The following is a 12,357-nucleotide window of genomic DNA, read 5'->3' as shown; positions in this document are numbered from 1 at the left end:
CCGAAGCTCTCCTTTTTCTTTTTACGATTGAGTTATGCTCAAACTAGTCACCAGCAAACATATAGCCTTCGCCGTGTACCGTTACAAAAATCTGTGGGTTCTTAGGATCGAACTCCATTTTTGCGCGCATACGTCGAATAAGAACATCAATGGTGCGGTCATTCGGCGCATCCACTCGATGGCTGATCATGTTCAAAATACGCTCACGACTTAACACCTGGTTAGGGTAAGACGATAATGCCACCAAAAGTTCATACTCTGCTTTAGTTAGTTTTACTGGCTCACCGTTGCGGCTAAGTGCGCGACGTTGAATGTCGAATGTCCACTCCCCAAAGCGCACAATGTGCTCTTCACTGGTTTCATTCGCTTTCGAGCTGCCACTGCGCGCTGCTGAAATACGCCACAGCAAGTTTTTAACGCGAACTAACAGCTCTCTCAATTCAAAAGGTTTTGTCACATAATCGTCAGCACCCATTTCTAGGCCTACGATTTTATCAATGCTATCCGTGCGTCCTGTTACTAATATGATACCAATATCCGATTGGCTACGTAACTCACGAGTAAGCATCAGGCCGTCTTCACCAGGCAGGTTAATATCCAGCATGATCAGGTCTACATCGCCCGCTTGCAAAACTTCACGCATTTCTGCGCCACTCTCTGCTTCGCTGACTTGGTAGCCCTCATTTTGGAAATATCCCGCAAGCTTACTACGAGTTACAACATCATCTTCTACGACTAATACGTGATAGCTCATTTACACCACTTTTCTGTCTTCTTATTATCCAAGACGTATTCTATTCATAACTAGTAACATTTCTAGTCATAGATACATTAAAACGCAAGATTTAGCGTTTTTATTGATTCAAAACAAGCTTGCCCATTGCTATTAATAAACGGTCATTTTTGACCATAAAACATAACAATTATAGTTACTGCTATTCATTTTAATTGATTACACTTAGGGGATATCCCTAATTGACTTTGTGATGCATGACTTGAAGCATCATTCAGGAGCCCAAAATGCAAGAAGTGAAAGCTTTTAATGAAAAACGCGCTGAAATTTACTGGTGGTTTTCGAGCTTGTTCGCAAAAGAACTAACAGAGAAAGAATTGGAAGCCTATCACAGTGTTGAAATTCGCAGTTTTCTCGCAGGTTTAGGTGAAAATGAGTCGCTGAAACCAGCTGTTGATAGCCTAGTTGATGCATTGAATCGGTTACAAGATCGTGAAGATGCACAACTAGAGCTTGCAGCTGACTTTTGTGAACTGTTTTTGAAGACAGAAAAATACGGCGCTCTTCCTTACGCATCCATGTACATTGGTGAATCAGGTTTACTGAATGACAAGCCAGCTGAGGAAATGGAAAAGTTGATGGCTGAATTTGGCGTTCAAGTAGACGAAAAACTAAAGGAACCTGCGGATCACTTAGCCGTTGAGCTCGACTTTCTCGGGAACATGATTATCCGCTCAAACGAGCTTGAACAAGAAAAACACATGGAAGAAGCCTTCGTTAAACAAAACGACTTTATCCAGCAACAATTGATGTCTTGGTTACCTCAGTTTTCAGACAAATGTAAAAAATTCGACGAATTTGGATTTTACTCGAGTGTCGCGAAACTATTAGTTGCATTTTGTAAACTAGACAGCGCCTACCTTCTTGGTGAATAATTGCCGCCTATTTTTAGGGAGCCTGCCTATCGGGCTTCCTGTATGCCTGAAAGTGACCAATTGTAAGTAACTTGGGTATAATATTCGTTTGCCTTAACTTAGCGCAAAGACGCTTGGTTATTTAGCAGTCAAAATGTGACTTCAAATACACAAATCTCTTGCTGAAAACATTGCTAGTCAGTCCACATAGGGCTAAAATGTGAGCGCAAACGATTAAATATGATTTATATGTAAACCGCTGAAATATAGCGGTTTTTGTGTTTTCTTAACAGGTTGATGGCAATTTCTCATCAGATAGAAAAAAGATAAAATTCATCGACCGATGCTGCTACGCACCCTTTTGTCGCACTTGGATCAACCGCTGCCGAGACACTTAGCGCCAATTTTAGATTGCTAGGTGTGAAACCATTAGAGCATCAGGTACATCCAATACGACATATTTCAGTAGCTCGATACAGGACACCATTTATGGCCACGATAAAAGACGTTGCTCGCTTAGCCGGCGTTTCCACTACGACAGTTTCGCACGTTATCAATAAAACGCGTTTCGTTGCAGAAGCAACGCAAGAAAAAGTAATGAAAGCCGTTGACGAGCTGAATTACGCGCCAAGTGCCGTTGCACGCAGCCTAAAATGCAACTCAACTCGTACGATTGGCATGTTAGTAACTCAATCAACTAACCTATTTTTCTCAGAAGTGATTGATGGCGTTGAGAGCTACTGTTACCGCCAAGGCTATACTCTGATTTTATGTAACACAGGCGGGATTTACGAAAAACAACGCGATTACATTCGTATGCTGGCTGAAAAGCGCGTTGATGGCATCCTAGTGATGTGTTCTGACTTAACCGAAGAACTAAAAGAGATGCTTGACCGTCATGCGGACATTCCTAAAGTGGTCATGGATTGGGGCCCAGAGAGCTCACAAGCAGACAAGATCATGGATAACTCAGAAGAAGGTGGCTACATTGCAACCAAACATCTGATTGACAATGGTCATACGGATATCGCTTGTCTAAGCGGTCATTTTGAAAAGCTTGCTTGCCAAGAGCGCATTGCAGGTTTCCGTCGCGCAATGAGCGAAGCGAACCTAGCTGTAAATGAAGACTGGATCCTTGAAGGTAACTTTGAATGTGATACGGCCGTATTAGTTGCAGATAAAATTACCGCAATGGACAAGCGCCCGACGGCGGTATTCTGTTTTAACGACACAATGGCTCTAGGCCTAATGAGCCGCTTGCAACAAAACGGGATCAAAATTCCTGAAGATATTTCAGTGATCGGCTACGACAACATCGAGCTTGCAGAATACTTCTCTCCACCGCTAACGACTATCCACCAGCCTAAACGTCGTGTTGGTAAAAATGCATTCGAAATTCTACTTGAGCGTATCAAAGATAAAGAACACGAAAAACGAATTTTCGAAATGCAACCTGAGCTTGTAATTCGAAATACTGTGAAAAAAATGAACTAAATTTCACTGTATTTAACCGTGTTAAATAAGCGCTCTACAGGGGCGCTTATTTTTTTGGAAAAATTAAGCAATCTCTAATACTTCACCCCGCTCTAATAACAATTGACTAACGTTAACTCCCTGTTTTATATAAATGTAATATATATTAAGAACTCCTTTTCAAAGGCCAATTTGCACCTTTCCATATGCAAAATAGAGCATTCAATCTATCATTTTTATTGAACTAAAATCACACTTTTAACGCTAAACCGTGATGTTAATTCAATATAAGAAGTATGCTCATTGTGTCACGCACAGGGCAAACCATTCGAAAGAGTGGGACGCAAAGCCTCCGGCCTGAACCATATTACGATATGGAAGGTAGCGGGGTTACCGATGGCAAGTGTGTAAGCAATGACTTTACTCTGTAATGACATTGTTTTTACGCATGTTTGCTACTCTCTCGGACCTGACTTTTGGTGGCGTAATATTAATTACACCGAGATAACAAAACATGGATAAACCGATACTCAAAGACTCTATGAAGCTATTTGAGGCACTTGGTAATATCAAGTCGCGCTCAATGTTTGGTGGCTTCGGACTATTCGCTGATGAAACAATGTTTGCACTAGTGGTAAACAATCAGCTTCATATCAGAGCAGACCAAAAAACTTCATCTGACTTCGAGCAACAAGGGCTAAAGCCTTACGTTTATAAAAAACGTGGCTTCCCAGTCGTTACAAAGTACTACGCTATTTCCAGCGATTTATGGGAATCAAGCGAACGCTTAATCGAAGTAGCGAATCAATCATTGAAAAAGGCAAAGCTTGAGAAAGAACAGCAAGCAAGTACAAAGCCTAACCGTTTGAAAGATTTGCCTAACTTACGACTGGCTACCGAGCGCATGCTAAAAAAAGCCGGCATCGAATCCGTAGAGAAGCTTGAAGAGGAAGGTGCGCTTAACGCCTATAAAGCGATAAGAGATACGCACTCTGCAACCGTCAACATTGAGTTGCTATGGGCACTAGAAGGTGCTATCAACGGCACTCATTGGAGTGTGGTACCTCAAGCTCGCCGAGATGAGTTGATGAACGGCCTCCAATAAAAGTCGGCCTAAAAACTATCTTGTAAAACCGCAGTCTAATCTGCGGTTTTTTTGTGAAATTTTTTCGGTTTTCCTACTGTCTTATTACATATATCCCAAATTGGAATCAAAATTATGAATAAGAAACTGATTTTAGGTCTCATCCTACTAGCGGCTATCGTCTTTTTAGGTATTAACTTTGGCCAGTATTTAACCTTAGAGAATGCAAAAGCCCAACAAGAAGCACTAACTACATACATCGATCAGAATTTTGTATTCTCGGCTGCGATTTACTTTTTTACCTACATTGCAATTACCGCTTTTTCTATCCCAGGAGCGGCAGTAGTCACCTTACTTGGTGCAGCCTTATTTGGTTTTTGGACAAGCTTGCTACTGGTTTCTTTCGCTAGCACTATGGGGGCAACACTGGCCTTCTTGAGCAGCCGATACTTATTGCGTGACTGGGTACAAAACAAATTCGGAAATAAACTCAACGCAATTAATCAAGGTGTCGAAAAAGACGGAGCTTTTTATCTATTTTCCTTGCGTCTAATCCCTGTATTCCCCTTCTTTCTAATCAACTTACTGATGGGCTTAACGCCGATGTCTGTAGGTAGATTTTATCTCACTAGCCAAATAGGTATGCTGCCAGGCACAGCTGTATATCTGAATGCAGGTACTCAATTAGCAACAATTGAAAGCCTATCGGGCATTGTTTCACCCGCAGTATTAGCGTCTTTTGCGCTATTGGGACTATTTCCAATCATCACTAAATGGGTTATGAATAAAGTAAGGCCGACACCAAGTCAGCAAAATTCGTAATTGGTGAAGTGGGTATTTTGATGAAAATATTTATCGCTAAAAACCCAGCAGAAGCACACATTGTATGTGAGCTGCTTAAAGTGGAACAAATTTACTGTGAAGTTCGTGGAGAAGGTATTTTCGGCTTAAAAGGAGAACTGCCGTTTGGTGATGATACCGATCCTTATGTGTGGCTTTTTGACACTGCACAAAAGATGAAAGCTGAAGAAATAGTAAAAGCATATCGAAAACAATCCGATAGGCATGAGTATCAAGATTGGCAATGCCCAAAATGTCATGAAATAAACGAAGGGCAATTTGGTGCATGTTGGCAATGTGGATATCAACTAGGAGAGTTATAGCGGCTCTCCTATTCAGTGGATGCACTCAGTTTTAAGCACATACAGCTTGCTGTTTAATAAACTCGATGGAGTGTTGATTGAAGTCTTCTGGACGCTCTACATTGCATACATGACCACAATTCGGGATTTCTCGTAGAATGCTGAGCTTATGTGCTGCAACCATTTCTTTGACAGGTTTAATAAACATGTAATCCCTGTCGCCCATTAAGTAGAGAGTCGGAATGGGTAACTCTCGATCTTTAAAATATTTCATTAACGGATTTACATCAGCAGCAAGAATAAACCAACGTTTAAATTCTTTTTGGCAAAGCTTCTTGGCTTCGCGAATAAAAAGGTGGCGAGATTCTCGTTGGCTTCTTTGAGGCATAACAATATAAGCGAACAGTTTGTAGAGCCACATGTACGGTAGGATATGCTTACAAAAATTACCTAATTTCACCAATATCTGAGAACGAGTGTTAAGCCTTGTGACAGCACCGCCGAGCACCATCGAACGTACGCGCTCTGATGACAATTCAGCAAGGTTTCGAACAATAATAGTACCAAGCGACATACCGACAAAATGAGCGGATTGGATCTTTAAATGGTCCAATACTTTCAAAATATCTTGGGTAACTTCCGTAAAGGTATAACGGCTAGCAATGAGCTCTTTAAGTAACTGATTTGACTTTCCATGACCTCTTAAATCGATCAGCAATAAGTTAAAGTGTTGCTTGTAAGCTTTAATTTGCTTGAACCAGATAGAAGAGCTACCACCAGCACCGTGCACAAATACAACCCACTCATGACTAGTAGGGTGCAAATAGGTTTTATGAAAAAGTAGCGGCTGGGTCATATTGAGTATCAAAAAGATCGTGCTATTGAGTAAAAAGCCATCCTACCACACTCCCCTTACTCAAGATAATAAAGGCACCTCATTCGGTGCCTTTCGTTACAATTTTAAGTCAAACTAACGCTGAGTGGTAAAGCTGCAAATAAGATTCTGCGGCCTTTTGCCAACAAAAGTCTTGTTGCATCGCGTGCAACTGTACTTTATTCACTTCAGGCTCGTTTTGAGCGTAGAGCAACAGTGCCCTTAGCATCGTTAACAACAATGCCTGCGGTGTCGGTTCGAAAAAAACAAACCCCGTTGCTTCAGATGGGTTTACATCATAATCGCTAACGCTGTCCTTTAAGCCACCAACACCGCGTACTATCGGTAATGTCCCATAAGCCATACTATAGATTTGGTTTAAGCCACATGGTTCAAACTCAGAAGGCATCAAGAAGAAATCAGAACCAGCTTCAACGATATGCGCAAGTTCATTGTCATACGCTTCTACAAAGGCAAATTTGCTAGAAAACTGCGCGGCAACCTCTCGTAACTGAGCGGCAAGAACAGGGTCTCCGGTCCCAACGACAACTAGCTGAACATCGTGCTTCAAAAAATCGGCCAAAGCAGGCAACAAGTAATGAACGCCTTTCTGCTGGGTCAACCGACAAACCATACCGAACATAGCTACATTTTTTTCGGGCAAATTTAGTCGTTGTTGTAATGCTTTTTTACAAGCTTTCTTCCCTTGCGACATACTTTGCTGGTCGGCGCAGTAATTAACCGGCAAGTAGGTATCAGTTTCCGGATTCCAAGCGCTGTAATCACAACCATTCAAGATGCCGACTAAGTCCTGCGCACGTTGCTGAAACTCCCAAGCCATGCCGTGACTGCCAAGCTCTGTTTTTAGTTCCTCTGCGTACGTAGGGCTAACCGCGTTTATCTTATCTGCATTCATTACACCAGCTTTAAGCATCGTAATATGCGTTGCACTCACCGCAGCATCGGGAACGTTTCTACAATGAAACTCTGGCAAACACTGCACGTCTTCATAACTAAATACGCCTTTAAAGACCGCATTGTGAATTGAAATGACGCTTTTAGTATGAGCAAAAAACGGATCATTGCCATACCTGTGCTTGAGCAAAAATGGAACAAGACCTGTGTGCCAATCGTTCGCGTGTATGATATTAGGTTGAAAGGCGAGCTTGGGTAACATATCGAGACATGCTGCACTAAAAAACGCAAAGCGCTCGCCGTTATCAGTATACGCTTGGTTGTTCTCCGCATACATTGATGGTCGATTGAAATACGGCGGACAATCAATCAGGTAAACAGGATTTTGACCTAACATGAGCCGCAAAACTCGATACTCCGTATGCGGCCATGATGTTAATTCTGTTTCTAATACAACTTCTGCGTCTGCGAGTTTATCAATACTGCTGTACGCAGGGATGGTAATTCTTACGTCTTGCTGTAGGTTTTGAAGGGCTTCCGGTAGTGCCTTGGCAACATCTGCCAAGCCACCACTTTTAATGAGGCCTTCAACCTCAGAAGCTACAAACAGAATAGATAAGTTGTTAGTAGCCAACTCGAGCTCCTTTCGGAATAACAACAATGCCCTCCTCAGACACGTGGAAGTGTTTTTTATCTTCTTGAAGATTCACACCAATCTGAGTACCAGGAGCAATATCGGCATCCTTGTCGACAATCACACGACGTAAAACACAGCCTTCGCCAATTTTTACGTCACCAAGAAGTATACATTCGCTGATATCGCAAGCAGAAGCAATATTACTGCGAAAACCAAGCACCGACTTTTCGATTCTTGAGCCTCTAACATAGCTGCCATTACACACTAAACTATCGATTATCTGCACACGACCATTATCAGAGTCGGTAAATGTCGCAGGTGGCAATGGTGGGTAGTAGGTGTGCAATGGCCATTTACGGTTGTACAGCGAAAATGGAGCATCTTTTTCTAGCAGATCCATATGCGCTTGCCAGTACGCATCAATAGTTCCGACATCACGCCAGTACACCTCTTCTTTTTCGCCACTGATTTTGTTGGTACTGAAGTCATACACGAACACATCACCTCTAGGGAACATCTTTGGAATGATGTCCTTTCCAAAATCATGTGATGAAGCTTCATTATCCGCATCTTCGACCAACTCTGAGAACAGTACCTGAGCTTCAAAAACATAGTTACCCATTGAAACTAAAGCGTAATCAGGGTCACCAGGAATCGACTTCGGATTTGCTGGTTTTTCTTCAAAGCCAATCATACGACCTTCACTATCCACTTCGATAACCCCAAATTGCGACGCCTCTTTTAGTGGCATGCGCAATGCAGATACCGTCAGAGAAGCCTGCTTTTCTGAGTGAAAGTTCAGCATTTGTTTGATATCCATCTTATAGATATGGTCAGAGCCAAAAATACAAACTTGCTCTGGTTCCTCTAATTCCATAAAACGCAGGTTTTGATAGATCGCGTCCGCCGTCCCTTCGTACCAACGTTTACCAGTACGCATTTGAGCGGGAATAGGATCGATAAAGCGGTCTGTAATGCCGTTGATGTTCCACCCCTTTTTTAAGTGATGGAATAAAGATTGAGATTTAAATTGGGTTAGGACGTAAATGCGCATCAGATCCGCATTAACAAAATTGTTTAGAGCAAAATCGATCAATCGATAACTACCACCAAACGGTACCGAAGGTTTACTGCGAGATTCCGTTAAAGGTCTCAAACGAGAGCCTTCACCGCCAGCAAGAATCATTCCCAAAACACCAGCCATTTGTTGTTCTCCATATCGTTATAGCTTGGATTTGGTACTCGCTTGAATGAGTCATACTCGGGGAGTCAAGCGAATACATTTAGCAACCGTCTCTGAGTTTCTGTGAACTCTTACAACACGGATAAAAAAGCTACGGCACTTCCAGTATGCAACGTCCACTCTTTCCTTATTTTTTGACGCAAACAATGCACACAGTTGCACTAATTTTTGTAATAAATTATCTAAGCGGGTTCTAAATTACAATTTTTAATACGCCATTCTGTGTACCATACAGCTCTTGCGTACTCAAGACGATATCTAGATCACACATGGAAAAGCAAACGATTACATTGTGAAAACAATTTACGAACGGATTCACTACACCGCCGATTTTTTAGCCCAATGTATAACAAATATGTGAATGCAAAATGAAAGTTACAACGAATATTTTTTACATAAAAAATACATCAGCGACTACGAAATATTGATGCTGGGATCTTCTCGCGTCAGCAAAACTCAGTCAAAGCAGCAAAGATCTATACGAACAACACAGTGGCCTTTACGCAAAAACAAAACGCAAAAAAGGCAGCGATATCGCTGCCTTTTTACATTACTTAGATCGTACGTTTTTATGCTTTCGCTTTTTTACGCTTATCAGTGACTTCCCACTTACCGTCAACAAAGAGCGCTGTCCAACCACTTGGTTTGCCATTCTCTTCCGAACGAACGTAGTTCTCTTTTGTTTTGCGACTAAAGCGTACAACAGCAGGACGACCATCAGGATCTTCTTGCGGCGCAGTTGCTAGGTATTTGAACTTCTCAGGTAAACGCTCTTCAAAACGTGCCAGTTCAGCAACCAAAGGAGCACGTGTCTCGCGCGATTTCGGGAAATTGCTTGCCGCCATAAATAGACCCGAAGCACCATCACGAAGTACGAAATACGCATCTGAGTTTTCACATGGCAACTCGGGGAAATGAACAGGATCTTCTTTCGGGGGCGCGACTTCGCCATTCTTCAAGATCTTACGAGTGTTCTTACACGTTTCGCTCGTACAATCCATGTATTTACCAAAGCGACCGTTCTTAAGCACCATATCAGAGCCACATTTGTCACATTCAACAACTGGACCATCGTAGCCTTTTACTTTGAACTCGCCGTATTCAACAAGGTAGCCTTCACAGTTCGGGTTATTACCACAAACATGCATCTTACGCTTGTCATCAATCAGGTATGCGTCCATCGCTGTTTCACAGATCGGACAACGCTTTTTAGCACGAAGAGCTGCGGTTTCAACGTCTTCTTCTAGAACGTTAATAATACCTTCTTCGTCACCCAAGTTGATGGTTGTCTTACAACGCTCTTTTGGTGGTAACGCGTAACCTGAACAGCCTAAGAACACACCTGTTGAAGCAGTACGGATGCCCATTGGACGGCTACACGTCGGACACTCGATATCCGTCATGACGATGTGGTTTAACTTCATACCGCCTTCTGACTCATCCAGCTCCGCTTTTTCAAGATCGCCAGTAAAATCAGCAAAGAAGTTGTCTAACACAGCTTTCCAGTTCACTTCACCTTCAGCGATTTGGTCCAATTTCTGTTCCATACGCGCAGTAAAGTCGTAGTTCATCAAATCGTTAAAGCTGTCATCAAGGCGGTCAGTAACAATTTCACCCATTTTTTCAGCGTAGAAACGGCGCTGATCAACTTTCACGTAGCCACGATCTTGAATCGTAGAAATGATCGATGCGTAAGTCGACGGACGACCAATGCCTCGTTTCTCCAGCTCTTTAACCAGTGCTGCTTCAGTGTAGCGCGCAGGTGGCTTTGTAAAGTGCTGTTTAGGGTCAAGTGACTCTAAGCTTAGCTTATCGCCAAGTTGTACCGCTGGAAGGATTGTATCCTCGTTTTTGCCCATTGGACGCTGTACACGAGTCCAGCCGTCAAATTTAAGGATACGGCCTTTCGCTTTAAGCGTGTATTCTGCCGCTTTTACGCTGATGGTTGTTGAATCGTATTCTGCTGGCGTCATTTGACACGCTACAAACTGATTCCAAATCAAAGCGTAAAGTTTGTGCGCATCAGCATCGACACCTTGCAGGTCTTCCGCCTTAACACCCACATTTGAAGGACGGATCGCTTCGTGCGCTTCCTGTGCCCCTTCTTTGCTACCGTACGTCAATGGTTTCGCTGGCAGGTACTTATCACCAAACTCAGAACCAATAAAGTCACGTACAGCGTCCACAGCCTCGGCACTTAGGTTAGTCGAGTCAGTACGCATATAAGTGATGTAACCGGCCTCATAGAGGCGCTGAGCTAGCATCATGGTCTTTTTCACGCCGTAGCCCAGGCGTGTACTCGCTGCCTGTTGAAGCGTAGAGGTGATGTAAGGTGCTGAAGGCTTGCTCTTTGTAGGGCGGTCTTCACGCTTACATACTTCGTAACTTGCATTCTCAAGTACAGACATCGCTGCTTTGGTTTCTGCCTCATTAACTGGCTTAAACGCAGAACCGTCTTTCTGAGCAACAAGCAGTTTAAAGTCCGCTTTGTCTTTCGTTTTCGTATTCGCATGAATGTCCCAGAATTCTTCTGGTACAAACGCGTTAATCTCACGCTCGCGCTCAACTAACAGTTTCACCGCAACAGACTGCACGCGACCAGCAGATAAACCACGAGCCACTTTTTTCCAAAGTAAAGGTGAAACCATAAAACCAACGACACGGTCCATGAAGCGACGTGCTTGTTGGGCATTTACACCATCCATGTTCAGCTCGCCAGGTGTCTGGAAAGCTTGTTGGATCGCGTTTTTCGTAATTTCGTTAAAAACTACACGTTTGTATCGCTCTTCATCGCCACCGATGATCTCACGAAGGTGCCATGCGATTGCTTCCCCTTCGCGGTCCAAATCGGTTGCGAGATAAACGCAATCTGCGTCTTTGGCGAGTTTTTGTAGTTCGTTGACAACTTTTTCTTTGCCTGGAAGGATTTGGTAATTCGCTTCCCAGTCATGATATGGGTTAATCCCCATCTTTTTGATCAACGCTTTGCGGTCTTTCTCTTTTTTAACGCGCGCTTTCTCTTCCGGACTCATCCCTTTAGTTGAGATGGCTGCGGCTTTTTTCTCACCAGTGCTTTGACCGGCCGTAGGCAGATCACGCACATGACCAACACTAGACTTAACAATAAAGTCTTTACCAAGGTACTTATTTATCGTCTTTGCCTTGGCTGGTGACTCCACTATAACGAGTGATTTACCCATAACTGACTCTAACGTCCTTCATAATAATGCGGGTAGAAACCTTGTTTAAAGGCCACCCGCATAATGTTCTATTTCATTGCTTCTTTTTTTACTATTGTGCGAGATGAAAAGAAGATCAACTGCTTTTTTGAAATTCAGATCC

Annotated in this window: 10 protein-coding genes and 1 riboswitch; of the genes, 5 read left to right on the top strand and 5 right to left on the bottom strand. The window is 42.9% G+C overall.

Annotation, left to right across the window (positions count from 1 at the left end; translation table 11 throughout):
* Positions 1-43: 43 nt before the first annotated feature.
* Positions 44-754, bottom strand: a complete 711-nt coding sequence (gene torR, locus R7E42_RS08870) for a two-component system response regulator TorR (RefSeq protein WP_005378370.1) — start codon at positions 752-754, stop codon at positions 44-46.
* 266 nt (positions 755-1,020) lie between these two features.
* Between torR and torD the strand changes: the two genes are divergently transcribed.
* The 5 genes from torD to R7E42_RS08845 all read left to right on the top strand — a co-directional run bounded on the left by torD (position 1,021) and on the right by R7E42_RS08845 (position 5,367).
* Complete coding sequence (gene torD, locus R7E42_RS08865; protein ID WP_318070496.1) at positions 1,021-1,668, top strand: molecular chaperone TorD; 648 nt, start codon at positions 1,021-1,023, stop codon at positions 1,666-1,668.
* A 468-nt stretch (positions 1,669-2,136) separates the two neighbouring features.
* Complete coding sequence (gene purR / locus R7E42_RS08860; RefSeq protein WP_005378368.1) at positions 2,137-3,141, top strand: HTH-type transcriptional repressor PurR; 1,005 nt, start codon at positions 2,137-2,139, stop codon at positions 3,139-3,141.
* Between the two features lie 287 nt (positions 3,142-3,428).
* Positions 3,429-3,518, top strand: a riboswitch (cyclic di-GMP riboswitch).
* Between the two features lie 116 nt (positions 3,519-3,634).
* Complete coding sequence (locus R7E42_RS08855; RefSeq protein ID WP_318070494.1) at positions 3,635-4,225, top strand: TfoX/Sxy family DNA transformation protein; 591 nt, start codon at positions 3,635-3,637, stop codon at positions 4,223-4,225.
* Positions 4,226-4,339: 114 nt separating this feature from the next.
* Positions 4,340-5,026, top strand: coding sequence for a TVP38/TMEM64 family protein (locus tag R7E42_RS08850; protein WP_005378366.1), 687 nt, complete (start codon positions 4,340-4,342; stop codon positions 5,024-5,026).
* Between the two features lie 20 nt (positions 5,027-5,046).
* The gene (locus tag R7E42_RS08845) at positions 5,047-5,367 is read left to right on the top strand and encodes a DUF2007 domain-containing protein (RefSeq protein WP_017820033.1); all 321 of its coding nucleotides are present in this window, start codon (positions 5,047-5,049) and stop codon (positions 5,365-5,367) included.
* Between the two features lie 31 nt (positions 5,368-5,398).
* On the opposite strand, the gene R7E42_RS08840 is transcribed toward R7E42_RS08845, so the two are convergent.
* The 4 genes from R7E42_RS08840 to topA all read right to left on the bottom strand — a co-directional run bounded on the left by R7E42_RS08840 (position 5,399) and on the right by topA (position 12,215).
* Positions 5,399-6,202, bottom strand: coding sequence for an alpha/beta fold hydrolase (locus tag R7E42_RS08840; protein WP_005387891.1), 804 nt, complete (start codon positions 6,200-6,202; stop codon positions 5,399-5,401).
* 109 nt (positions 6,203-6,311) lie between these two features.
* Positions 6,312-7,769, bottom strand: coding sequence for a glycogen synthase GlgA (glgA, locus tag R7E42_RS08835; protein ID WP_017820031.1), 1,458 nt, complete (start codon positions 7,767-7,769; stop codon positions 6,312-6,314).
* Entirely contained in the window at positions 7,759-8,976 is a 1,218-nt protein-coding gene (glgC, locus tag R7E42_RS08830) for a glucose-1-phosphate adenylyltransferase (protein ID WP_017634726.1), read from the bottom strand. Before glgC ends, glgA begins: the two co-directional genes overlap by 11 nt.
* Positions 8,977-9,584: 608 nt before the next feature.
* Positions 9,585-12,215: a type I DNA topoisomerase gene (gene topA, locus R7E42_RS08825; protein WP_005378351.1), complete on the bottom strand. Its 2,631-nt coding sequence runs from the start codon at positions 12,213-12,215 to the stop codon at positions 9,585-9,587.
* Positions 12,216-12,357 lie beyond the last annotated feature (142 nt).

It is taken from the genome of Vibrio sp. Vb1337 (assembly GCF_033338715.1).
GTDB lineage: Bacteria > Pseudomonadota > Gammaproteobacteria > Enterobacterales > Vibrionaceae > Vibrio > Vibrio alginolyticus.
Note: the sequence above shows the minus strand (reverse complement) of the source record. Positions and strands in the feature narration are given on the sequence as shown.

Bases quoted from the DNA above. Each gene is read 5' to 3' on its own strand.
- R7E42_RS08845 (WP_017820033.1), top strand. From the start codon at position 5,047: ATGAAAATATTTATCGCTAAAAACCCAGCAGAAGCACACATTGTATGT.
- purR (WP_005378368.1), top strand. From the start codon at position 2,137: ATGGCCACGATAAAAGACGTTGCTCGCTTAGCCGGCGTTTCCACTACG.
- R7E42_RS08855 (WP_318070494.1), top strand. From the start codon at position 3,635: ATGGATAAACCGATACTCAAAGACTCTATGAAGCTATTTGAGGCACTT.
- topA (WP_005378351.1), bottom strand. From the start codon at position 12,215: ATGGGTAAATCACTCGTTATAGTGGAGTCACCAGCCAAGGCAAAGACG.
- R7E42_RS08840 (WP_005387891.1), bottom strand. From the start codon at position 6,202: ATGACCCAGCCGCTACTTTTTCATAAAACCTATTTGCACCCTACTAGT.
- torD (WP_318070496.1), top strand. From the start codon at position 1,021: ATGCAAGAAGTGAAAGCTTTTAATGAAAAACGCGCTGAAATTTACTGG.
- R7E42_RS08850 (WP_005378366.1), top strand. From the start codon at position 4,340: ATGAATAAGAAACTGATTTTAGGTCTCATCCTACTAGCGGCTATCGTC.
- torR (WP_005378370.1), bottom strand. From the start codon at position 754: ATGAGCTATCACGTATTAGTCGTAGAAGATGATGTTGTAACTCGTAGT.
- glgC (WP_017634726.1), bottom strand. From the start codon at position 8,976: ATGGCTGGTGTTTTGGGAATGATTCTTGCTGGCGGTGAAGGCTCTCGT.